General features: G+C 68.5%; 23 protein-coding genes. 11 read left to right on the plus strand and 12 right to left on the minus strand.

The window, feature by feature from the left end; translation table 11 throughout:
* The first annotated feature begins 157 nt into the window (after nucleotides 1-157).
* On the plus strand, nucleotides 158-1,555 hold the full coding sequence (locus ABI214_RS11310; protein ID WP_348610266.1) for a sensor histidine kinase: 1,398 nt from the start codon (nucleotides 158-160) through the stop codon (nucleotides 1,553-1,555).
* Here ABI214_RS11310 and ABI214_RS11315 read toward each other — a convergent pair.
* Nucleotides 1,531-2,205 (minus strand): response regulator transcription factor, encoded by a 675-nt coding sequence (locus ABI214_RS11315; protein ID WP_348610269.1) that lies wholly within the window; start codon nucleotides 2,203-2,205, stop codon nucleotides 1,531-1,533. The genes ABI214_RS11310 and ABI214_RS11315 overlap by 25 nt on opposite strands.
* Before the next feature lie 108 nt (nucleotides 2,206-2,313).
* Between ABI214_RS11315 and ABI214_RS11320 the strand changes: the two genes are divergently transcribed.
* From ABI214_RS11320 to ABI214_RS11330, 3 genes are all read left to right on the plus strand, one after another.
* Nucleotides 2,314-3,165: a phosphatase PAP2 family protein gene (locus ABI214_RS11320; protein WP_348610271.1), complete on the plus strand. Its 852-nt coding sequence runs from the start codon at nucleotides 2,314-2,316 to the stop codon at nucleotides 3,163-3,165.
* Complete coding sequence (locus ABI214_RS11325; RefSeq protein WP_348610274.1) at nucleotides 3,104-5,542, plus strand: ATP-binding protein; 2,439 nt, start codon at nucleotides 3,104-3,106, stop codon at nucleotides 5,540-5,542. The genes ABI214_RS11320 and ABI214_RS11325 overlap by 62 nt, the downstream gene beginning before the upstream one ends.
* 169 nt (nucleotides 5,543-5,711) lie before the next feature.
* Nucleotides 5,712-6,041, plus strand: a complete 330-nt coding sequence (locus ABI214_RS11330; protein WP_348610277.1) for a Zn-ribbon domain-containing OB-fold protein — start codon at nucleotides 5,712-5,714, stop codon at nucleotides 6,039-6,041.
* A gap of 153 nt (nucleotides 6,042-6,194) precedes the next feature.
* On the opposite strand, the gene ABI214_RS11335 is transcribed toward ABI214_RS11330, so the two are convergent.
* A complete protein-coding gene (locus tag ABI214_RS11335; protein WP_348610280.1) occupies nucleotides 6,195-6,941 on the minus strand; it encodes a DUF7507 domain-containing protein in 747 nt (248 codons plus the stop codon).
* Between the two features lie 212 nt (nucleotides 6,942-7,153).
* Complete coding sequence (locus ABI214_RS11340; RefSeq protein WP_348611525.1) at nucleotides 7,154-8,476, minus strand: MFS transporter; 1,323 nt, start codon at nucleotides 8,474-8,476, stop codon at nucleotides 7,154-7,156.
* Between the two features lie 334 nt (nucleotides 8,477-8,810).
* Here ABI214_RS11340 and nhaA point away from each other — a divergent pair, with 334 nt between their 5' ends.
* The 3 genes from nhaA to ABI214_RS11355 are packed head-to-tail and all read left to right on the plus strand — an operon-like array spanning nucleotide 8,811 to nucleotide 11,560.
* Nucleotides 8,811-10,019 carry a Na+/H+ antiporter NhaA gene (gene nhaA, locus ABI214_RS11345; RefSeq protein WP_348610282.1) on the plus strand — a complete coding sequence of 403 codons (1,209 nt, stop codon included), beginning with the start codon at nucleotides 8,811-8,813 and terminating at the stop codon, nucleotides 10,017-10,019.
* Between the two features lie 57 nt (nucleotides 10,020-10,076).
* Nucleotides 10,077-10,601 (plus strand): phage holin family protein, encoded by a 525-nt coding sequence (locus ABI214_RS11350; protein WP_348610285.1) that lies wholly within the window; start codon nucleotides 10,077-10,079, stop codon nucleotides 10,599-10,601.
* 23 nt (nucleotides 10,602-10,624) lie between these two features.
* The gene (locus ABI214_RS11355) at nucleotides 10,625-11,560 is read left to right on the plus strand and encodes an alpha/beta fold hydrolase (protein ID WP_348611528.1); all 936 of its coding nucleotides are present in this window, start codon (nucleotides 10,625-10,627) and stop codon (nucleotides 11,558-11,560) included.
* 24 nt (nucleotides 11,561-11,584) lie between these two features.
* On the opposite strand, the gene marP is transcribed toward ABI214_RS11355, so the two are convergent.
* From marP to nth, 4 genes are read right to left on the minus strand one after another with little or no spacing between them, the layout of a single operon-like run.
* Nucleotides 11,585-12,775, minus strand: coding sequence for an acid resistance serine protease MarP (marP, locus tag ABI214_RS11360; RefSeq protein WP_348610288.1), 1,191 nt, complete (start codon nucleotides 12,773-12,775; stop codon nucleotides 11,585-11,587).
* A complete protein-coding gene (locus ABI214_RS11365) occupies nucleotides 12,772-13,557 on the minus strand; it encodes an NUDIX hydrolase (protein ID WP_348610291.1) in 786 nt (261 codons plus the stop codon). The genes marP and ABI214_RS11365 overlap by 4 nt, the downstream gene beginning before the upstream one ends.
* Nucleotides 13,554-14,219 carry a TlpA family protein disulfide reductase gene (locus ABI214_RS11370; protein ID WP_348610294.1) on the minus strand — a complete coding sequence of 222 codons (666 nt, stop codon included), beginning with the start codon at nucleotides 14,217-14,219 and terminating at the stop codon, nucleotides 13,554-13,556. Before ABI214_RS11370 ends, ABI214_RS11365 begins: the two co-directional genes overlap by 4 nt.
* 5 nt (nucleotides 14,220-14,224) lie before the next feature.
* Nucleotides 14,225-14,905, minus strand: coding sequence for an endonuclease III (gene nth / locus ABI214_RS11375; RefSeq protein WP_348611531.1), 681 nt, complete (start codon nucleotides 14,903-14,905; stop codon nucleotides 14,225-14,227).
* Nucleotides 14,906-15,080: 175 nt separating this feature from the next.
* Here nth and ABI214_RS11380 point away from each other — a divergent pair, with 175 nt between their 5' ends.
* From ABI214_RS11380 to ABI214_RS11395, 4 genes are all read left to right on the plus strand, one after another.
* Nucleotides 15,081-15,371: a hypothetical protein gene (locus ABI214_RS11380; RefSeq protein WP_348610297.1), complete on the plus strand. Its 291-nt coding sequence runs from the start codon at nucleotides 15,081-15,083 to the stop codon at nucleotides 15,369-15,371.
* Nucleotides 15,372-15,597: 226 nt separating this feature from the next.
* The gene (locus ABI214_RS11385; RefSeq protein ID WP_005515884.1) at nucleotides 15,598-16,272 is read left to right on the plus strand and encodes a Crp/Fnr family transcriptional regulator; all 675 of its coding nucleotides are present in this window, start codon (nucleotides 15,598-15,600) and stop codon (nucleotides 16,270-16,272) included.
* Between the two features lie 161 nt (nucleotides 16,273-16,433).
* Nucleotides 16,434-17,336, plus strand: coding sequence for an alpha/beta hydrolase (locus tag ABI214_RS11390; RefSeq protein WP_348610302.1), 903 nt, complete (start codon nucleotides 16,434-16,436; stop codon nucleotides 17,334-17,336).
* 38 nt (nucleotides 17,337-17,374) lie between these two features.
* Nucleotides 17,375-18,307 (plus strand): LysR substrate-binding domain-containing protein, encoded by a 933-nt coding sequence (locus ABI214_RS11395; RefSeq protein WP_348610305.1) that lies wholly within the window; start codon nucleotides 17,375-17,377, stop codon nucleotides 18,305-18,307.
* A 63-nt stretch (nucleotides 18,308-18,370) separates the two neighbouring features.
* Here ABI214_RS11395 and ABI214_RS11400 read toward each other — a convergent pair whose 3' ends face one another.
* From ABI214_RS11400 to ABI214_RS11420, 5 genes are all read right to left on the minus strand, one after another.
* Nucleotides 18,371-19,717 (minus strand): MFS transporter, encoded by a 1,347-nt coding sequence (locus ABI214_RS11400; protein ID WP_348610308.1) that lies wholly within the window; start codon nucleotides 19,715-19,717, stop codon nucleotides 18,371-18,373.
* 165 nt (nucleotides 19,718-19,882) lie between these two features.
* The gene (locus ABI214_RS11405) at nucleotides 19,883-20,887 is read right to left on the minus strand and encodes an amidohydrolase family protein (protein ID WP_348610311.1); all 1,005 of its coding nucleotides are present in this window, start codon (nucleotides 20,885-20,887) and stop codon (nucleotides 19,883-19,885) included.
* A gap of 1 nt (nucleotide 20,888) precedes the next feature.
* Nucleotides 20,889-21,410: a 3-hydroxyanthranilate 3,4-dioxygenase gene (locus ABI214_RS11410; protein WP_348610315.1), complete on the minus strand. Its 522-nt coding sequence runs from the start codon at nucleotides 21,408-21,410 to the stop codon at nucleotides 20,889-20,891.
* Nucleotides 21,407-21,865, minus strand: a complete 459-nt coding sequence (locus ABI214_RS11415) for a RidA family protein (RefSeq protein ID WP_348610318.1) — start codon at nucleotides 21,863-21,865, stop codon at nucleotides 21,407-21,409. The genes ABI214_RS11410 and ABI214_RS11415 overlap by 4 nt, the downstream gene beginning before the upstream one ends.
* The gene (locus ABI214_RS11420; RefSeq protein ID WP_348610320.1) at nucleotides 21,862-22,632 is read right to left on the minus strand and encodes a 2-keto-4-pentenoate hydratase; all 771 of its coding nucleotides are present in this window, start codon (nucleotides 22,630-22,632) and stop codon (nucleotides 21,862-21,864) included. Before ABI214_RS11420 ends, ABI214_RS11415 begins: the two co-directional genes overlap by 4 nt.
* Nucleotides 22,633-22,638: the final 6 nt, after the last annotated feature.

The raw sequence follows: 22,638 nt of genomic DNA on the forward strand, positions 1-22,638 counted from the left end.
CGAGAACCCGGGCGCACGCACCGTGCGCCCGGGTTCTCTGCTGCGCGGAGGCTGAGGATCGGCTGAGGAACACCGCCACTCGACGACGCGCGCCCGTACCGTCGTCTCTGGCAGGCCTGACGGTCGCAGCGCAAGGAGCTCTGGGAGGCAGACGAAGGTGAGAGTTGGTCCGCTGGATCCGCGCCGATGGAATGTCCGTGCGCGTTCCGCGGTCGCGGCCGCACTGGTCGTGATCTTCTGCCTGGTCCTCGCCGGCGGTGCGATGGTGTTCGTTCTCTATCGCGCGCTGGGGCAGTCGGCCCGCGACGCGGCCGAGGCCCGCGCCCAGCAGATCGCCACGCAACTGCAGAACGCGTCGCCCGCGAGTCTCGATCCAGGTCTGCTCGCGACCGACGACCAGGTCGGCGTGATCCAGGTGCTGGGCCCCGACCGATCGATCGTCGTGGAGTCGGCGGGCGCAGCCCAGTCCCCTCTGGCGGCACCACTGTCGGAGCCCTGGAAAGTGGAATCCGTTGGGCGGGTGAAGGACCGCCAAGGAGGCGACTACTGGATCGTGGCCCACAGCGCGGGGCCGACGGCCGCCCCATGGACGGTGTTGGTCGGGGCGGACCGGGAACCGGTCGAGCGGGTCGTCACGACCGTCGCGCTGCTCCTCGCCGCAGGCGGGCCGATCGTCGTGGCCCTGGTCGCCCTGGCGACCTACCGTCTCGTCGGCGCGGCGCTCGAACCCGTCGAGCAGATCCGCACCCGGGTGTCGTCGATCTCGTCCGGGAAGCTGGACGAGCGAGTGCCCGTGCCGGGAACGCACGACGAGATCGCCCGCCTGGCGGAGACCATGAACGACATGCTGGCCCGGCTCGAACACGGCAGCGTCACGCAGCGTCGCTTCGTCAGCGACGCGTCGCACGAACTGCGCAGTCCGCTCGCCACCATCACCGCCGCCCTCGAACTGGCCCACAGCAAGCCCGAATTGATCGACACGGCGCTCGTCGACGACACCCTCCTTCCCGAAGCCCGCCGAATGCGCGACCTCCTCGAGGATCTGCTGATCCTGGCCAGGGCCGACGAGCAGGGCCTGACCGCAACCGCCACGGACGTCGACCTCGACGACATCCTGTTTGCCGAGGCCGCCCGGTGCCGCGCGTTGCCCGACATCCGCGCGCGCACACAGATCGCCCCCGCCCGGGTGCACGGCGATCCACGACAACTGGCCCGCATGGTCCGCAACCTCGTGGACAACGCGGTTCGACATGCCCACAACGAGATTCGACTCGAGTGCCGGATCCACGAGGGGTCCGCCGTGATCACGGTCCAGGACGACGGGCCCGGCGTGCCGGAAGCGCAGCGGGCGCGGATCTTCGAACGGTTCGTCCGGCTGGACAGCCCCCGGACCCGGGACGGCGGCGGAACGGGACTCGGCCTGGCCATCGTCGCGGAGATCGTGGCGGTGCACCGCGGGACCGTCCTGGTCACCGAACCCGAGGGCGGCGGAGCACGATTCGTCGTGACCCTGCCCGCCGACAGCGCGGATCAGACTTCGGACTCCAGGCAGTAGCCGACCCCGCGAACAGTCGCGATCGTGTGAGTGCCGAACGGCGCGTCCACCTTTCGCCTGAGGTACCCGATGTAGACCTCGACGATGTTGTCGTCGCCTTCGTAGTGGCTGTCCCACACCGACTGCAGGATCTCGAGCTTCGACACCACGGACCCCGCGCGACGCATCAGGAATTCGAGGACGCTGTACTCCCGAGGTGTCAGCGTCAACACCGTCCCGCCACGGCTCACACGCCGCCGCGCCGGGTCCAACTCCAGGTTCCCGGCACTCAGGACGGCCGGCCGCGCCGGCGCACCGCGCCGCACCAGCGCCCGCAGCCGGGCCGTCAGCACGACGAGCGAGAACGGTTTGACGAGGTAGTCGTCGGCGCCCAGGTCGAAGGCGTCGGCGAGGTCGTACTCACCGTCCTTCGCGGACAGCATCAGCACCGGCGTCCACACCTCACGCCGCCGGAGCTCTCGGACGATGTCGTAGCCGTTCATGCCCGGCAGCATGATGTCGAGGACCACCACGTCGAACTCGCCTCCGACCGCGGCGGCGTAGCCGTCGAGCCCGTCGTGCGCCAACTCGACGACGAACCCCTCGGCGACCAGACCACGACGGACCGTCTCGGCGAGGCGCACCTCGTCCTCCACCAGCAGAATTCGCACCGCTCCTCCGTCGATCTGGTCGGCCGCAGGGTTCAGTAGAGCAGACAACGAAAGCGCCGACCACCCGCTCTCAGTGTTTGCACAGCGCGCTCTTGGAAGCCTCGTGGAATGTCTCGCATTCTCGACCTCGCGCACACCGTCACCACCGACGCCACGACCGAGTTCGCCACGGAAACCGGCTCGGCCGAGGTCGCGATCACCGTCCTCGGCATCGCCGCGGCGATGTTCGCCGCCGGAATCGTGCTGAGGGGCCGCGCCCGTCTGTCCGTGGCTCTGCGCGCCGGTGGGCTGGCACTCGCCTTCTCGGTGTTGGCCGTGCAGGTCGACGACGCCGGCTGGCTGACCGGTCAGGACGGGCCCGTCACGTCGTGGTTCGTGGCCCACCGCACGTCGACGCTCGACGGTGTCGCCGTCGCGGTCACGAACCTCGGGAGCCCCGCGGCCACGGTCGCACTCGCCGTCGCCGTCGCCGGGCTGCTGGCGTGGCGGGCGCGCTCACCGATTCCGGCGGTGGTCCTGATCGGCACGGTGGGCGCCGCGTCCGCGGCGAGCACGGTCCTCAAGGTCCTGATCGGGCGGGACCGGCCGTCGGCCGCGGTCCAGACGATCGTGGAAACCGACCACTCCTTCCCGTCGGGTCACGTGACCGGAACCGCGACGCTGCTCGCCATGATCGTCGTCATCGCGGCAGCTGGATGCAGCCGCCGGGTGCGCGCCGTGCTGGCCGTCGTCGTCGCTCTCGTCGTCGTCCTCGTCGCCGCCACCCGGGTCTACCTCGGCGTGCACTGGCTCACCGACGTCATCGGCGGTGCCCTCCTCGCGGCGTTCTTCGCGACGCTCGGGTCCGCGGCGCTGCACGAACTGACCGAACGGGCGAGGTCGCGTCAGCACCCCCAGGGTGTCGTTCAGGAAGCCGCAGTGGCCGCGGCACCGTCCAGCCGAGCTGGCACGGCCCGGTGAAGCACAGGCGTACCGTGACCGGCAGGGGACCGAAAGAAGGTCACGGATGGCGTCCGCCGTGCGAGGCAAGGTCGGCAACCTGCCTCTCGATCTGACCAGCTTCGTCGGTCGGCGCCGGGAGGTGACCGAGACGAGACGGCTTCTGGCTGCATCGCGGCTGGTGACCCTGACGGGCATCGGCGGCGTCGGCAAGACCCGCCTCGCACTGCGGGTGGCCGCCGAGTCCCGACGCGCCTTCAACGACGGCGTCTGGTTGGTCGAGTTCGGGGAGCGGCGCGACCCGAGACTGGTCGCCGAAACCGTGGCCGCGACGCTCGGGCTACGTGAGCGGGCGGCCGTCCCGACCATGCAGATCCTGACCGAATTCCTCGGTCCGCGGAACCTGCTGCTCGTCCTCGACAACTGCGAACACCTGATCGACGACGTCGCCAAACTCGCGGAGACGCTGCTGCGCACGAGTCCGGATCTGCGAATCCTGGCGACGAGCCGCGAACCCCTCGCGATCAGCGGGGAAACCGTGATGCGGGTGCCCCCGCTCACCTTCCCGGTCCCCGACGGTTCGACGTCGGTGAAATCACTGGCGCAGTACGAGGCGGTGAACCTGTTCGCCGAGCGCGCCGCCGCCGCGACCCCCGGATTCGAGATCACGGACGACAACCGGGAGTCGGTGGTCGCGATCTGCACGAAACTCGACGGACTCCCCCTCCCCATCGAACTCGCGGCAGCACGGTTGCGCGCCATGTCGGTCGACCAGGTGCTCGCTCGGCTCACCGACCGGTTTCGCCTGCTCACGGGGGGCACCCGCGGAGGCCCCGACCGCCAGCAGACCCTGCGGATGAGCATCGACTGGAGCCACGATCTGTGCACGGCGACCGAGCAGGAACTGTGGCGCCGGCTGTCGGTCTTCCCGCACGGATTCGAACTCGACGCCGCCGAGGCGATCGTGGCCGACGGCCTCACTCCGCCCGACCTGCTGGACCTCGTCACCTCCCTCGTCGACAAGTCGATCCTGATCTGTGAGGAACATGCGGGCATCGTGCGGTACCGGCTCCTGGAGACACTGCGGGACTACGGGCTCGAGCGCCTGCGTGAAGCGGACGAATACACCGGTCTCCACAGGCGGCACCGGGACTGGTACCAGGAGCTGGTGCACCGTGCCGAATCGGAATGGATCGGTCCCAACCAGCCAGTGTGGTTCGCCCGGATCGGACGCGAACGATCCAATCTGCGCGACGCACTCGAGTACTGCGTCACAAATCCCGGCGAGGCCGAGAACGGGCTGCGCATCGCGAACGCACTGTTCCTGTTCTGGATCTCGCGCGGCCTCCTCACCGAGGGCCGGCTCTGGATCGATCGCGCACTCGCCGCGCACGGAGGGCAGCCCACCCCCGAACGCGCGAAGGCCCTCGCGGCGGCGACTCTCCTGGCTGCCAACCAGGGCGACATCGAGGCCGGCTCGTCGCTCATCGGGGAGGCCTACGACATCGCAGCCCAGCTCGACGACCCGGAGACCGACATCCAGGTCGCACACGCCGCCGGACACCTCGAGATCTACGCCGGCGATCTGCCCGAAGCGATGCTGATACTCGGCGGCATCCTCGACACCGTCCGAGCCAGGGACGATCGCCTGCGTCACATCACCACGCTGCTCGGACTCGCGATGGCGTCCGCGGCGCTCGGCGAGCCGACGAAGGCGTCCGAGTACACCGACGAGGTGCTCGCCATCACGGAATCCCACGGGGAATCGATCTACCGGGCCTACGCGTTGTGCTCGCGCGGCCTCGCGATCTGGCAGCACGATCCCGACGCAGCGCGGCCGCTGTTCGAACAAGCGCTGCAACTGAGCGCCGGCGTCGACGATCTGCTCGGCGCCGCGATCTGTGTCGAAGCGCTCGCGTGGAAGGCAGCCATGAAGGCCTCGTACCAGCGCGCAGGGATACTCCTCGGGTCGGCCCGAACGCTATGGCTGGCGGTCGGGAACCAGGGGGTCACCATCCCGGCGCTCCGCGAGAACCACGACGACACCGAGGACCGCGTGCGGCGGGCGCTCGGGGACCGAGGCTTCGACGCCGCCGTGCGCCAGGGGTCCGCGTTGGCACTCGACGAGGCGGTCACGTTCGCCATCGACGACCGCCTCCCCCAGGAAGCAACCTCCGAGCGTTCCGCGACCGACCTGACCCCGCGTGAGGAGGAGGTCGCCGGCCTGGTGGCACAGGGCCTGACGAACAAGGCCATCGCCGACCAACTGGTCATCTCGCAACGCACCGTCCAGGGCCACGTCGAACATGTCCTCGCGAAACTCGGATTCAACTCGCGGACGCAGATCGCCGCGTGGGTGGTCGAACACGGCCGGAAACCCGAGAACGACGCCGACTGACCAGGGATTTCGATCCGGCGGGTACGTAGCCTCCCTCGAAACAGGTATGCGCCCGGGTAGTTCTGCCCTCGTGGGGTGGCGCCCCGGTTGGAACTGTGGGAGGCGGACAAACCCAAGCTTTCCTAAGTCGAGGTCTCCCATGCACGATCAACGATCGACCACAACCGACGTGGACGTCTTCACAATCGGCCGGTGCGACGCCTGCGGCGCGCTGCTCGGACCCGACGCCTCTGTCTGCTCCTCGTGCCGCGGCACCGAGATCAGCCGGGCACCGTCCTCCGGCAACGGGACGATCGTCTCCTGGACTGTCGTGGAGGTCTCCCCCGACCGGACGTGCGCCGACCTCACCCCGTACACGATCGCGATCGTCGCACTCGACGAGGGCCCGTGGATGTACGCGTGGATCGAAGGGGCGGTTCCCGAGCGGCGCGGCAAGGTCCGTGTGCACTACGACCGGATGACCCCCGGCCATCCGTATCCGCTGTTCGTGCGCCAGTAGGAGCGAAACAGACGCGCCAGGTGGCGACGGTCGGTCCGACGAGCCTCGATTCGGACGAGTGGCCCGGGACGTGATGTCCCGGGCCACTCGTCTGTCTCGGCGTCTGCGGTGCGGGCGCCCCCGGATCCGACGCCTCCGGATCCGCGCTTCCGGTCAGGGCGCTCCGGGGCCCGGCGCGTTCTGGTCCGGCGCGTTCTGGTTCGGCGGGCATGGCACGTTCAGGAACGGCACATTCGGGAACACGGGGTTCGGGCACGAAGCGGCCGGGGGCTGGTACGGAGTACTGAGCGTCCAGGCGCCGAGTGCACCCAGCACACCCAACGACCCCAGCCCCAAGGATCCCAAACCAGCACCCAGCGATCCCGCGGCCAGCGATCCCAGCAGCGGCGATCCGAACACCGGCGATCCCACCGCCGGCAGGATCGCGCTTCCGGCAACGGCGTTGCCGCAGTTTGTGACGACCCTCGCCGCCGACGGCGCCGACGTGACGGGGTTCCCCTGTGGATCCTGGCCGGTCGCGGTCGCCGTGTTGCCGATGAAGCAGGCAGCCTGGTCGGCGTCGGTCACGCCGTAGGTGGCGGTGCAGTTCACCGACTGCCCTGGCTGGAGCGTTCCCGACGGGCAGGTGGCCTGTGGCGCCGAACCGGAACCCGTGAATGCGGTTTCGTCCACGCCGACCTGGGAGATCGGAGTTGCACCGGTGTTGGACACCAGGAACGAGTAGGTGACCGTGTCTCCCGACCGTAGGCCGAAGCTCGGGGTGGCCGACTTCACCAGCGAGAGGCCGCTTGCAGTCGGCTGAGCGATGCTGGTCGGCCCGAAGGCCACCGTCGTCAGCGCAACCAGGCTGGTGAGCACTGCGATGACCAGAATCCGGAAAGCTGCACCGAAATTACGCACTCTGGAGACTCCTTTTCGTCACATACAGGACAAATCGGGTTCGAACTCAGGTGCCGCGCATTACAAGCGTTTCGGAAGTTACTGGATTTCCGCGATGAATGAGTGCGAATGAAACCGGCAGGTGCGTTTTCCGCTGAATCGCACACCACCGCACGACGAAAACCCGGGTTCGCCCTCGATGCGAGGACGAACCCGGGCGGAGAGAACTGGCGTCAGACGTTGTCGAGCGAGTCGTCCTTGGTCTCGCGCATGATCAGCAGCGAGACGAACGTCAGCGCCGACGCCACCAGCAGGTAGACCCCGACCCAGCCGACACCGTAGGTCTCGGCCAGCCACGTCGCGATGAACGGCGCCACCGCCGCACCGAGGATGCTCGACGTGTTGTACGCGATTCCCGATCCGGTGTAGCGGACGTTGGTGGGGAACAGCTCGGGCAGCACCGCACTCATCGGACCGAACGTCAGGCCCATCAACACCATGCCGATGATCAGGAAGGTCAGCATCCGGGCGTCGCCCATACCGACGGGGTCGAGGATCACGCCGAACGTCAGGCCGAACACCATCATGACGGCGGTGACGACGAGCAGGGTGATGCGGCGACCGAACCGGTCGGCGAGCCAACCCGCAACCGGAATCGCGGCCGCGAAGAACAGCACCGCCACCAGCTGCAGCACGAGGAAGTCCCGGTACTGGAAACCGGCGCCGTGACCGCCGGCGGCGGGGGTCTTGCCCGTTCCGTAGCTGAGGACCCACGTCGTCATGATGTAGAAGAGCGTGTACGTCGCCAGCATCACGAAGGTGCCGATGATCAGCTGACGCCAGCTGGTCTTGAACACCTCCTTGAGCGGGGTCTTGACCTTCTCGCCGTTCGCGACGGCGCGCGCGAACACCGGCGTCTCCTCGAGCTTGAGCCGGACGTACAGGCCGATCATCACCATCACTGCACTGAGCAGGAACGGGATGCGCCAGCCCCACGACAGGAAGGCGCTGTCCAGATCGGGCGACGAACTGCTCGTGTACCCGAGAGTCAGCGTGATCAGCAGGAACAGGCCGTTCGCGAAGAAGAAGCCGATCGGTGCGCCCAACTGCGGCCACATCGCGGCCCACGCCCGCTTGCCGCTCTTCGCGGTCTCCGTCGCCAGCAGTGCCGCGCCGGACCACTCACCGCCCAGGCCGAGACCCTGACAGAAACGCATCAGCGCCAGCAGCGCCGGCGCCCACAGCCCGACCGCGTGATAGGTGGGCAGCAGGCCGATCAGGAACGTCGCGATGCCCATCGTGAGCAGCGATCCGACGAGCGTGGCCTTGCGGCCGATGCGGTCACCGAAGTGACCGAACACGATGGAACCGAGCGGGCGGGCGACGAACGCCAGACCGAACGTTGCGAACGAGGCCAGCAGCGCCGTCGTGTCGTTGCCCTTGGGGAAGAACAGGTGCGGGAATACCGACACCGCCGCCGTGGCATAGATGTAGAAGTCGTAGAACTCGATCGAGGTACCGACCATGCTGGCGACGACGATCCGACTGCGGGGCACTCCCGCGACCGTGTCCGCCGAGTCGGCGTCCCTCGATAACTGATCCGGACCGCGCGTGGCGGACTCGACACCCTTGCTCACCTGAAAATGCTCCTGCACAGATCCCTGCGGAATCCGGCGATCGGACGACCGGACCCGCGTTCCCGACATGTTCCACTGAGTGGAATTTCGTCCCAAACCGTAGGAATTGAACACTCCACCCGATCGGTGTTGCAAACGACACTTTCCGACTGATCGGTTGCAAAGAACGCGTTAAGATTCTCTGAGGAGTGCCGGGAAGTCTGGTCGGCGACGCTTTGCCGTACCCAAGGAAACCCCAGGTGAAAGGCTTTCATTGATAGTCGCCGCACGCTCCGAACTGGCCCGCTACCTCCGCACCGAGACGGTCGGCGGTTCCATACTCCTGATCGCCGCGGCCCTCGCCGTGCTGTGGGCAAACTCTCCCTTCGTCGACGCCTACACGGCGCTTCGCGACTGGCAGGTGGGCCCGAGCGCGCTGCACCTGCACCTCACTCTCGGAACGTGGGCGCAGGACGGGCTGCTCGCCATCTTCTTCTTCGTGGCCGGGCTCGAACTCAAACGCGAACTCGTCGTCGGCGAACTCGCCGACCGGAAGAAGGCGCTGCTGCCGATCATCGCGGCGTGCGGAGGCGTCATCCTGCCGGCGATCATCGCGGCCGTCGTCGGAGCCGGCACCCCCGGCATGGACCGCGGCTGGGCCATCCCCGTCGCCACCGACATCGCCTTCGCGCTGGGTGTCCTGGCCCTCACCGGGTCACGGATCCCCGCGAGCGCACGCGTCTTCCTGCTCAGCCTCGCCGTCGTCGACGACCTGCTGGCGATCATCCTCATCGCGGTGCTCTTCACCGGTTCGATCGCGATGCTGTGGATCCTGTCCGCGGTCGCGTGCATGGTCGCCTACTGGTACGCCCAGCGCCGCCGGATCACCACCCCGTTCCTCTACGTCCCGCTGGCGCTGCTCACCTGGTACAGCGTTCACGAGGCCGGCATCCACGCGACACTCGCCGGAGTCGCGCTGGGACTGCTCACCCGCGTCCGCACCGACCCGGGCGAGGCGTACTCCCCCGCGGCGCGGCTCGAACACCGCCTGCAGCCGTGGTCCGCGGCGGTCTGTGTGCCCCTGTTCGCGCTGTTCGCGTCCGGCGTCCCCATCAACGGGGACGTCTTGAGTCAGATGTTCACCAACAGGATCTCGCTCGCGATCATCCTCGGGTTGCTCGTCGGCAAGACCGTCGGCATCTTCGGGGTCTCGTGGATCGCGGTCCGTCTCGGCATCGCCACCAAGCCGCGTCAGCTCGGATTCCGCGACATGTTCGCCCTGTCGGTGCTCGGCGCGATCGGGTTCACGGTTAGCCTTCTGGTGGCCGATCTTGCGCTCGCGGGTATCGGCGACGGCAGCGAAGCGGACATTGCGAAGGCCGCGGTGCTCTTGACATCGTTGGCTGCGTCACTGATCGGATCGGCGTTACTGTTGCGACGCGGACGGGTCCATCAGGCCCGCGCCGCTGTCACCGACACGTGAGAACCACTCGCGAGTCGGAGCTACCAGCGCGTCAGAAGAACCTGGAGGGGTCGAGAAGTGAGCTTCACCAACGGCAATGGTGTCACGGGAGACGGCGGCCGGTTCACCGGCGACGGGGTTCCGACGACGGTGTCCTCGATTCCCCTCACCGATCTCCACGACCCGCAGACGGCATCGATCGGCACCCTCGTCCGTGACGCGACCGCCCAGGTCTCGACGCTGTTCCGCGCCGAGGTCGAGCTCGCGAAGGCCGAGGTCACCAGCGAGGTCAAGAAGGGCCTGCAGGGCAGCCTGTTCTTCATCCTCGCGCTGTCCGTGCTGGTGTTCAGCGCCTTCTTCTTCTTTTTCTTCCTCGCCGAACTGATCAGTGTGTGGCTCGATCGCTGGGCAGCGTTCCTGATCGTCTTCGCGCTGATGCTCGTCGTCACCGGCGTCCTCGCGCTGCTCGGCTACATGCGGGTCCGTAAGCTCCGCGCACCGAACAAGACGATCGACTCGCTCAAGCAGGCCGCCACCGTGCTGCCGGGGCAGCGTCCCGACGGCGCTTCGCCGCTGGGCACGGGAACGGGCACCGCCGGCTGATTCAGCCAGCCGTGACCACACAAGTGACCCAACCAGACCCGTCCACGGTCCGTTTCGACGGGCCGTGGACGCATCGTGACATCCATGCGAACGGCATCCGCATCCACATCGCGGAGGCGGGTCCGTCGCGTCCCGACGCTCCGCTCGTGGTCCTGCTGCACGGCTTCGCCGACATCTGGTGGTCGTGGCGGCACCAGCTGACCGCCCTCGCCGACGCCGGCTTCCGCACCGTCGCCGTCGACCTGCGCGGGTACGGCGACACCGACACCCCACCCCGCGGCTACGACGGCTGGACCCTCGCCGGTGACATCGCGGGCCTGATCCGCGCGATGGGCCACTCGAGTGCCACCCTGATCGGGCACGCCGACGGCGGCCTGGTGTGCTGGGCGACGGCGCTGCTGCATCCCCGGCTGGTGAAGTCGATCGGGCTGGTCAGCTCGCCGCATCCGATCGCGCTCAAGCACGCCGTCCTGCACGACCGCCAGCAGCGAGCAGCCCTGCTGCCGACGTTCCTGGACTACCAGGTGCCGTGGCGCCCGGAGCGCCGGCTCGTCCGCGACGACGGCGCCGAGGTCGAGCGTCTGCTGCGGGCCCGGTCCGGGCCTGCTTGGCCGCAGTCCGACGAGTTCCCTGAGGTCGCGCGGCGGCTGCGGTCGGCGATGCAGATCCCGCGCGTCGCACACTCCGCCCTGGAGTACCAGCGGTGGGCGTTCCGCAGCCAGTTCCGCCCGGACGGTCGCCGGTTCATGACCGCGATGGATCACCGGTTGGACATCCCGGTGTTCCAGGTCCACGGCGAACTCGATCCGTACGTGCTGGCCACCACCATCGAACGCTCGACCGCGCACGCGCCCGGCCAGCAGCTCTACCGGGTCGCCGGCGCGGGGCACTTCGCGCACCAGGAATCGCCCGACGAGGTCACCGCGGAACTGACGCGTTTCGCGCTCGCCTCGCGCTGACCGCCGCCGGCACGGCGGCGGGGATCAGACGATGCACACCCCGGTGCCGACCGCGGCCGTCGACCCGTTGGCCTGCTCGAGCTGCTTGGACACCTCGTTCGCGGTGAGCACGAAGCCGGTGTCGCTGTCGTCGACCGCGGCGCCGAAGACGACCCCGAGGACGCGCCCCTGCTCGTCGACGAGCGGACCGCCCGAGTTGCCCTGACGGATCGAGCCGCGCACCGTGTACACCTCGCGCTCGACCGTGCCGGACCGGTAGATGTCCGGGCCGCGGAGGTCGAGGACCTCACGGATACGGGCGGCGCTGGCGGTGTAGGGGCCGCCACCCGGGTAGCCGAGGACGATCGCGTCGTCGCCGGTGCGCGCCTGCTTGGGCGCGAAGGTCAGCGGTGCGGCGCGCAGGCCGGGCACGTCGAGGATGGCGACGTCGACGGCCGGATCGAACACCACGACACGGGCGTCGAGCGGCCCGTCGACGGTGTCGACAGCGACGGTGGACGTGCCCGCGACGACGTGCGCGTTGGTCATGACGCGTTCGGGCCCCACGACGAACCCTGAGCCTTCGAGCGCCTTCTGGCAGCTCGGGGCCGCCCCGCGGACCCGCAGCACGCTGGTCTGCAGCTGCTGCGCGACCGGGCTCGCGAGCACACTGGCGTCCGGCGGGTCGACGTTCGTGATGGGCGTGCGTCCGAACGGACCGATGACGTCCGGCAGGCCCGACGTGTCGAGCAGGGCCGAGAACTCGCTGGGCACCTGGCGCAGCCAGTCGGGCGCGACGTCGTCGACGGCGCTGAGCACCTTGGACCCGCGCACCGCGGACGCGACGTTGGCCTGTGTGGACGTGGTGAGCGGGATCGCGAGGAGCCACGCCGCGACCAGAACCGCGACGAGCTGCAGGCCCGCGCCGATAAAGCTGTCCACACCCCGCGCCACGGGGCTGTGCATGACGCTGCGGGCCGCCCGGCCCAGCACCATGCCCGCGACCTCACCGATCACCACGAGCACGACGATCAGGGCGATGCCGACGAGCACCCGCATCCGGCCCTCGTCGACGTGGACGAGCACGTGCGGCGCGATGAGGATGCCGGCGACGGCACCGAGCACGACGCCGAGGAAGGCGAGTGCCGACGCGACCGCGCCGTGCCGCCATCCCGACGACGCCGCAAGCAACGCCACGAGAATCACGGCCAGGTCGATCCATGCGGATCCGCTCAACGCTCCCCCATTTCCCGTGACGGACGGTGCTGCCCGAATTCGATCATGCCGTCGTTCTCCACACCGGTCGCGACCCGCGTGAGCGTTACGTCGAGGTCGCGGACGTCGTGGTGGTCCCACTCGATTTCCCAGCCGGACACGGCCAGCAGACCCGCGAGCACGCCCGCGGTGAATCCCCACACCAGCATCCCGTCGACCTCGAAGGCAGGGCCCTGGTAGCCGGCGCGGTGCCGCACCTGGAAACGGTTGTCCGGGTCGATCAGGTCCCGCAGCGGCACCCGCACGACACGCTCGGCCTCGGCGGCGTCGACGACGCCGACCGGGCTGGGGTCATGCCAGTACGCGAGCACAGGGGTGACGTCGAACCCGGACGGCGGGATGAAGATCTCGGGGAGCGTCGCGAGCGGTTGGACGCCGCTGCGCACGAGCCCGGTCTCCTCCACCGCCTCGCGGAGCGCGGTGTCGACGGGCCCGTCGTCCTCGGGGTCGGCGGCGCCGCCGGGGAAGGCGACCTGGCCGCTGTGCTGACGCATCGTCGACGCCCGCTGGGTGAGCAGGACGTCGGCGTCGGCCGGGAGCCCTCCGACAGCGAGCGGATCGGAATCAGCGGACCCGCCGAAGAGCACGAGCACCGCGGCGGGACGGACCTTCGACCCCTGCGGGGAACGACGGTTCAGGACCGGGTTGACGCGGTTGGGGTCGGCGGGGAGGGTGCGCGTCACCGCGCGAAGCCATTCGGGTGCGGCCTCGGGGTTCAGCGGGTGCTGCAGGTGGAAGCTCATGCGGCGACGCCGAGGTACTGCTGGACGGCGCCCGCGATCTCGTCGACACTGCGGAACTGCTGGGGAAGGATCTTCGCGACCGTGCCGTCCGGGCGGATCAACACCGACACCGGCAGCACCGGCGGGGAGCCGACGGCCGCCTGCACCCGCGCGGAGCCGTCCTGGACGCCGGGCAGGTGGACGTCGTACTCGGCGAGGCGCGCGAGCCCGTTGGACTCGTTGGAATCGGTGTGCACCGTCATGACGGTAACCGCGTCGCCGACACGATCCGAGTATTGCTGCAGGTACGGCAGTTCCTCGCGGCACGGTCCGCACCAGTAGGCCCAGATGTTGAGCAGCACCGGCTTGCCGGTGAGCGCGGCCCCGAGGTCGACGCGGCTGCCGTCGCCGAGGCATTCGAGATTGATGCCCGCCAGCACCGAACCGTCCGGTGCGGGTCCGGTCGGTGCCGGGCACGGCTCCAGTCCGGCGTCGGCGCGCAGCGGGGCGAGCGCCTCGGGGGTGTCGGCGCCCCGGCGTTCCTGCGACGTCGACCGGTTCGCGCCGGGGTAGTCGGTGATGTCGGCGGTGTCCTGACCGCCGCGCGGCCAGATGGCGACGATCAGCGCCACCACCACGACGAGCGCGGCCAGACTCCACCGCGCTGCACTGGAAACACGCATACCTCTCACATACCTGCCAGATCGAGGAGATGCTCGGTCTCCGGCCCCTTGACCAATGCTGCCGCGGCCACCTTGTCGGTGGGCCCGGTGCCGTACGACGGGCAGTCCTTCGCCAGGACGCACACGCCGCACGCCGGCTTGCGCGCGTGACACACCCGACGGCCGTGGAAGATCACGCGATGCGACAGGTCGGTCCACTCCTTGCGCTCGATGAGCGCCCCGACCGCGTGCTCGACCTTGACCGGGTCGGTCTCCTCGGTCCACTGCCACCGCCGCACGAGCCGGCCGAAGTGCGTGTCGACTGTGATTCCAGGCACGCCGAACGCGTTACCGAGGACGACGTTCGCAGTCTTGCGACCGATGCCGGGAAGTGTCACGAGGTCCTTCAGCTTGTTCGGAACTTCACCGTCGTAGCGCTCGAGGAGCGCCTGCCCGAGACCGATGATCGAGTTCGCCTTGTTCCGAAAGAAGCCGGTCGTCCGGATGTACTCCTCGAGCTCCGTCCGGTCCGCCTCGGCGTAGGCGCGGGCGTCGCGGTAGCGCGCGAACAGCGCGGGAGTTACCTGGTTGACCCGCACATCCGTGCACTGTGCAGACAGGATCGTCGCGACCGTGAGCTCGAGCGGAGTGGTGAAGTCGAGCTCGCAGTAGACGTGCGGGAAGGCCTCCTTCAAACGGCGGTTCATCCGCCGCGCGCGGCGCACGAGCGCGAGCCGGGACTCGCCCGCGGCCACGGGCACCGCACTCGAATTCCGGTCGTCTCCTGAGGTCGCCTGCACCTCGACAACTCTACGGACTGCCGTGCCGATCGGATTCCGGACTGTGTCGCTTCTGAGACCTTCGCAGTGTTTACTTCCCGTTATGCAAGGTCTGGCTGTCGTGCTGTTTCCTGTGCTGCTGATGCTGTTCGCACTGGCCATGGAGCGTGTCGAGTTCCGGCTCCGGCGGCTGACGGTCCGCGAGCAGGAGGTCGCCGAGTTCCTGGACCAGGCAAGCCAGGACGAGGTCGCGACGCTCGCGAACGAGGGCTTCCCGCACGCCCTCGCCCGGTTCCATCGCCGCCGCAAGCGGGGCAGCCGGTCCGAAACCGAGGATTCCCGCGATTCCGACGGCGCCGCCCAGGACACTGAGAGCGCCCGCCGCGCGAGCTGATCTGCGCTGGTAGCGAGCCTGCGATCGAGGAGACCGGCGATCCCGATCGTGCGTTTGGTCGGTAAACCCGAGAAGGATTCTTCGTAAAGTCGTAGAACTCTACGCGGTGTCAGTGACTCGTCGCACAGCCGCGGCAAGTAGACTTTGTTCGCGTACTCGTTGCATGAGACCTCAGTCGCCGTGCAGCAACTTGCATTGATGAACAGTTTTTTCCAAAGGAGCGCACGTGGACGAGGTCCTGGCCAGAGCCGGCATCTTCCAAGGAGTCGAGCCCTCGGCGGTGGCTGCGCTGGTCAAGCAGCTTCAGCCCGTCGATTTCCCCCGCGGGCACGTCATCTTCAACGAGGGCGAGCCCGGTGATCGGCTGTACATCATCGTCTCCGGCAAGGTGAAGCTCGGCCGCCGCTCGCCGGACGGTCGTGAGAACCTGCTGACGATCATGGGTCCGTCGGACATGTTCGGCGAGCTGTCGATCTTCGACCCGGGCCCGCGCACGTCGACGGCCACCACGGTCACCGAGGTCCGCGCCGTGAGCATGGATCGCGACGCCCTCAAGTCGTGGATCGACCAGCGCCCGGAGATCGCCGAGCAGCTGCTGCGCGTCCTCGCGCGTCGCCTGCGCCGCACCAACAACAACCTTGCCGACCTGATCTTCACCGACGTCCCGGGTCGTGTCGCCAAGGCGCTGCTGCAGCTCGCGCAGCGCTTCGGCACCCAGGAGGCCGGTTCCCTCCGCGTGACGCACGACCTCACGCAGGAAGAGATCGCCCAGCTGGTCGGCGCGTCCCGCGAGACCGTGAACAAGGCGCTGGCCGACTTCGCGCACCGCGGCTGGCTGCGCCTCGAGGGCAAGAGCGTCCTGATCTCCGACTCGGAGCGTCTGGCGCGTCGCGCCCGCTGACCGCTGATTGCGGCAGCACCGAACGAACCGAAGCCGCCCGTCCCGCACCAGGGACGGGCGGCTTCGTCGTTCGACGAACCGGAGCGCCATAGCCGTGCGGTCATACCTCGGCCCGGATTTCGCATTCGACAGGCATTCGATCCGCGCAAGAGGATGAAGGGATGACCGACCCGCAGATCGATGCGGACTACAACGTCCGCAACACCGTCTCCGCCGAACTGTTCGACACGACGATCGAGGAGTACCGGCAGCGCTCACGCGAGGTCGTCCATGGCCTCACCGGGTTCGCGGATCTGCGATACGACCCGCACAGCCTCGAACGCCTCGACGTCTGGGGCACGGGAACGGGACTGCGGCCGGCGTTCGTCGCGGTCCACGGCGGCTACTGGCGCGCGCTGTCGCGCCATCACACGGCCTTCATGGCGCGCATGCTCGACGCCGCAGGCATCGCCACCGTCTCGGTCGACTACGGACTGGCACCGGACACGCCGCTCGAGGAGATCGTCCGGCAGGTGCGGGCCGCGGTCGCGTGGGTGTACCACCACGGAGCCAACCACGGACTGGACCCGAATCGCATCGTCGTCGGCGGCAGTTCGGCCGGCGGTCATCTGACGGCCACGACGATGGTGCCCGGCTGGCAGGATCAGCTCGGCCTGCCGCCGGACGTCGTTCGGGCAGCGATGCCGATCAGCGGGCTGTTCGACATCCGGCCGCTGGTGCACTCGTTCGCGAACGAGTGGCTCGGCCTCGACGCCCCGCGGGCCGCTGCGCTGAGCCCCATGCTGCAGACCGACCAGCCGGGCCCGCGGGCGGTGGTCGCGGTCGCCGAGCACGACGGCGTCGGATTCCTCGAACAGAGCCGGATGTTCCACGATGCGTGGAGCCGTCGGTCCGAGAGCGAACTTCTCGTCGTCCCGGATCGCAACCACTACGACGTCTTCCTCGACCTCGCCGATCCCGGCTCGGCCCTGAGCACCGCACTGCTCGGGCTGTTCGCCGGTCTCGACGGTGCGAAACCTGCGGCACCGCAGGACAGTTGCGCACTGCAACCACCCAATCGCTGACGGTACGAGTGCGGTGCGACCATCGCTAGGATCCCCCCATGGACATGCCCAAACTGCTGGACGGGCGCCTCAAGCTCCGCCACCTGCTCCTCGTCGACGCGTTGACCAGCCGGGGAAGTGTCGTCGCGGCAGCCGCCGCACTCCACGTCACCCAACCGGTCGCGACGCGCAGCCTGCACGATCTCGAGGCGATTCTCGGTGTCTCGCTGTATGACCGGGGCCCACGGGGTATCACCCCGACGATCTTCGGGGAGGCGTTCACCGCGCACGCTCGCGCGGTCATCGCGCAACTCACCCAGGCGGGGCGGCACGTGGTCGAACTCGCGGACGCCGATCGCGGAACCGTCGTCGTGGGAACGCATCTCGCCGGCTCCAACGTCCTGCTCCCCGGCGCCATCGCCCGGCTGAAGTCCGAGCGGCCCCTGTTGACCGTCATGGTCCGTGAGGGCACACCGGAGATGCTGCTGACCGAACTGCAGTCCGGTCGAATCGATCTCATCGTCGGCCGGCTCACCTCCCCCACCGACGAGATGGCCGTGCGGCGCACGTTGTACGCCGAATCGGTGGAACTCGTGACGCGGCTCGGGCACCCGCTCGCGGGCCGGTCGGACGTGCAGTTGAGCGATCTCGCCGAATACCCGTGGATCCTGCCCGGCGTCGAGACCGCACTACGCCGCGAGCTCGAGGAGTTCTTCGCCCGCAACAGCCTGCCGCTCCCGGAGAACCGGGTGGAGGCCACGTCGTTCCTGACGGTGCGGCAACTACTCCTCGAGACCGACATGGTTGCGGCCCTGCCCAGCCTGATCCCGCGCGACGACGCACGGCTCACCACGCTGCCGATCACACTCGATCCGATCGGTCACAGTGTCGGCATCACGCTGTCGGCCGGACGCACCCTGAGCCCGTCGGCGGCGGCGCTGGTGGACTTCCTCGCGGAGTTCGCCGCCGAGATCGCACCCGCTCGGTCCTGACGCGGAAACAGACCGGAGCCGCCCACCGAGACGGTGGACGGCTCCGGTCGCCGCGCGGGAGGATCAGGCGGAGACGGCCGCCGGCTCCTCGTCGTGCTGCAGTCCGCGTGACGAGTCCGGAACCACGCGGAACAGTGCGATTGCGCCGAACAGGCTGATGGTGCAGATGATCGCGAGGTACCACGTGACACCGGTGGACGATCCGGTGGCGTCGAGCAGCGCGGTTGCGATCAGCGGCGCCAGCCCGCCGCCGAGGATGGCGCCGCTCTGCAGGATCAGCGACGATCCGGAGTACCGCACCTTGGCGGGGAACGTGTCGGCGATGATGCTGCCCTGCACGCAGTGGGTCACCGGAACGATGAGACCCATTCCGAGGAAGGCGATCACGGCGACGACTGTGTTCTCCGTGTTGAGCAGCGGGAAGAACACCACGCACCACACCAGGATGGCGGCGGAGCCGGCGATGAACATCGTGCGGCGGCCGTGTTTGTCGGCGACCCTGGTCCACACGGGGATCGACGCGAACCACAGCACCGCGGCCGCCGTGACGCTGAGGATCAGGAACTGCTTGTCGTAGCCGAGGTGCCGCGTACCGTACGCGAGCGAGAACACCATGAACGCGTATGCGACAGCAGAATTCGCGAGGACCGCGAGCAGCGTCAGGATGAGGCGGGTGAATCCGACGTCGAGTGCCTCGCGGAGCGGGAACCGGGACACCTCGTTGTTCTCGACGATGCCGGTGAAGGACGGGGACTCGGTGACACGCAGGCGGATGATCAGTCCGATCGCGACGAGCACGATGCTGAGCAGGAACGGGATACGCCAACCCCAGGAGGTGAACGCGCTGTCCGACATCACCGAACTGGTCGTGAGGAAGATGCCGTTCGCGAGAACGAGTCCGGCCGGGGTGCCCATCTGTGGGAAGCCGGCGTAGAGATTCTTCTTCCCGGCGGGTGCGTGCTCCATCGACATGAGGGTCGCGCCGGCACCCTCACCTCCCAGCCCGATGCCCTGCACCACCCGCATGGCGACCAGCAGGATCGGCGCCCACACGCCGATCGCGTCGTAGTTCGGGATCAGGCCGATCAGCGTCGATCCGATACCCATCATCAGAAGCGAGACGACGAGCGTCGCCTTGCGCCCGATCCGGTCACCGAAGTGGCCGAACACCAGGCCGCCGAGGGGCCGGGCGATGAACCCGACCGCGAACGTACTGAACGCGGCGAGGGTCCCGGCGGTGGGGCTCAGGCTGGGGAAGAACTGCTTGTTGAAGATCAGTGCAGCGGCCGTGCCGTAGAGGAAGAAGTCGTACCACTCGAGCGTGGTGCCGGCCAGGGTCGCCAGGGCGACGCGGCTGCGCGCGGCCGCGGCGGGGGCGGCGCCCCTACCTCGTGTCGTGCTGTCGGTCATCGCAGATACCTATCGGGAGTCGGGGGAGGCTGCCGGAGAGTCGAGATCCGTTATTTGCCAAGAGAATCCAGCGGCCGTGTGTGGATCGTGGGAGAGATTCTGCCTACGTGAGACATGACTCACAAATGCCGAATCGGCCGCTGGATATCTCAATTCGGCTATGCCTCAGGGGATATCGGAGATCCCCAGGAAGCGTTCGGCGTTGCCGCGCTGGATCAGCCCACGCGAGGCCTCGTCGAGGAACTCGCTCTTGCGCACCACCTCGCCCACCGGACGCTCGCCCAGCGGGTACGGGTAGTCGCTGCCCACCATCACGCGCTCGACGCCGACGGTGTCGACCAGCAGGCGCAGGGCGCGGTCGTCGAACACCACGGAGTCCACGTAGAACCGGCCGAGGTAGTGCGACGGCGGCATCTCCGACGTACCGATGATGTCGTTGCGCCGGTGCCACGCGTTCTCCATCCGGCCGAGCCAGAACGCGAACGAGCCGCCGCCGTGGGCGAATCCGATCTTCAGTCGCTCGTCGATGCGGTCGAAGACGCCGCCCAGGATCAGCGCGAGGATCGACAGGTGCGTCTCGGCGGGCATCGCGGTGAGCCATTGCGCCATCCACCGGTTCAGGCGCGGTGACGAGTCCATGTCCCAGGGATGCACGAACACCGGGACGTCGAGCGACGCACAGTGCTGCAGGAACGTCACCACGCCCTCGCTGTCGAGGTCCCGGTCGCCGACGTGGTTGCCGATCTCGACGCCGCGGTGCCCGTTGGCCACGCAGCGCTCCACCTCGCGGCAGGCCGCGTCGGCGTCCTGCAGCGGCACCTGGCAGAACGGGATCAGCCGGTCGGGCGCCGGGGCGACGATCTCGAGCGCGAGGTCGTTGAAGATCCGCGAGATCCGCTCGGCCTGCTCGCCGGTGCGCCCGTAGTTGAAGAACGCCGGCGTCGGGGACACCACCTGGGTCCGGACGCCGTCGGCGTCCATGTCCCGCAGTCGAGTTTCCGCGTCCCAGGCGTCGGCCTGGATTCGACGGAACTCCTTGGAGCCCATCATGATGACAGCCTCGGACTCGCTCTCGACGCGCAGCCAGGGGGCGTCGGGTCCGGCGTCGGCGGTCAGGTCCGGCCACCCCTTGGGAACGTAGTGGGTGTGGACGTCGATGATGCCGCTCACGTCAGCCCTTTCCGGGATGGAGGGCACCGCAGTTGCCGCACGTGCGGGCCTGCTCGTCCTCGTAGAACTGCACGAACACTGGCGGCAGGTCGGCGACGATGTCGCGCACCTGGAGTTCGATCTCGTGGATCAGGTTGTTGCACTCGAGGCAGTACCACTGGAACTTCTCGAGGGTGCCCTCACGGCGCACGCGCTCGATGACCAGACCGATCGAGCCGGCGGTCGGGCGCTGCGGCGAATGCGGCAGATTGCCGGGGAGCAGCCAGGTCTCGCCCTCGCGGATGTGGACCCGCTGGGGTCCGTCCTCGGTCATGACGTCGACGTGGATGTCGCCCTCGATCTGGTAGAACCACTCCTCGTACGGGTCGAGGTGGTAGTCGGTGCGCTGGTTGGGGCCGCCGACCACCTGGACGATGAAGTCGTCGCCGAGCGCCATCGTCTGGTTGTTGACCGGCGGCGCGAGCAGGTGCCGGTTCTCGGCGATCCACTTCTGGAAGTCGATGACGGGCGGGATGACGGTCATGAGCGGTCCTCCGTGTCGGGGGCGTTCGTGCGGCGGTGCGCGGGCAGGTAGGCGACACCCTGGATCTCGATGAGCAGGTGTGGGTGCGGAAGCTGGTGCACCGCAACGGTGGTGCGGGTGGGTCCGGTCTCGTCGAACATCTCGGCGTAGACCTCGTTGTAGCCGCCGAAGTCGTTCATCGACACCAGGTACGACGTCACCTGCACGAGGTCGCTCAGGTCGGCGCCCACCTCGGCGAGGATCGAGCGGATGTTCTCGATCACCGCGCGGGTCTGGGCACGGATGTCGAGGTTCGTGGTCCCCATCTCGTCGACCTCGACGCCGACGAACGTGTTGTCCGGGCGACGCGAACTGGTGCCGGAGACGTACACGAAGTCTCCGGCCACCTTCACGTGCGGGAAGCGTCCGCGTGGCCTGGCGAGGCGTTCGATGACCTTGGCGGCGTTGTCGCTCATGCGATTCCCTTCACGGTCACGGCGCCCAGTCCGGCGATCTCGCACCGGGCGACAGTCGCGGTCAGCGGCACCGCGGCGGTCGCCGCCCCCGCGAGCACGACGTCGCCGGCGCGCAGCGGAATCCGGCGGCGCCGGCACATGTCGAGCAACGCGTGCAGCGCGTTGACGGGGTCGTCGAGGATGGCCGCGGTGGTCCCGGCGACGGTCTCGTCGCCGACCGTCATCCGCACCGCGCGGTCGGCGACGTCCTGCAGGTCGGACCACGGCCCGATCACGTACGCCGCCGCCGACGTGTTGTCCGCGACGACGTCGGTGTACGTGAAACGGAAGTCCCGGTAGCGGGAGTCGATGATCTCCATGGCCGGCGCGACGGCGTCGACGCAGGAGGCGATGTCCACGACCGGGTCGTCCAGGTCGACGTCGCGGCACAGTCGGTACGCGATCTCGGGCTCGATCTTCGGGTGGATGAAGCGGCGCAGTGCCACCTCCCCGCCGTCGTCGGCCCGCATCGCGTCGGTGAGCCTGCCGACGATCACGTCGGAGACTCCCATCTGCGCCATCTTCGCCTTGCTGGTGAACCCGAGCTTGACGCCGACGAGCTCCTCACCGCGCCCGAGTCGACGTTCGACGACGCCCGCCTGGATGCGGTACGCGTCGTCGATGTCGACGTCGGTGTCGTCGGCGAGGCTCGTCGTGTCGTGGATTTCGGTCTGTGCCTCGTCGAGGCGTTCGGCCAGGGCCGCGATTTCCCTGCTGTTCAGTGACATCAGCCT

Source organism: Prescottella soli (assembly GCF_040024445.1).
Lineage (GTDB): Bacteria > Actinomycetota > Actinomycetes > Mycobacteriales > Mycobacteriaceae > Prescottella > Prescottella soli.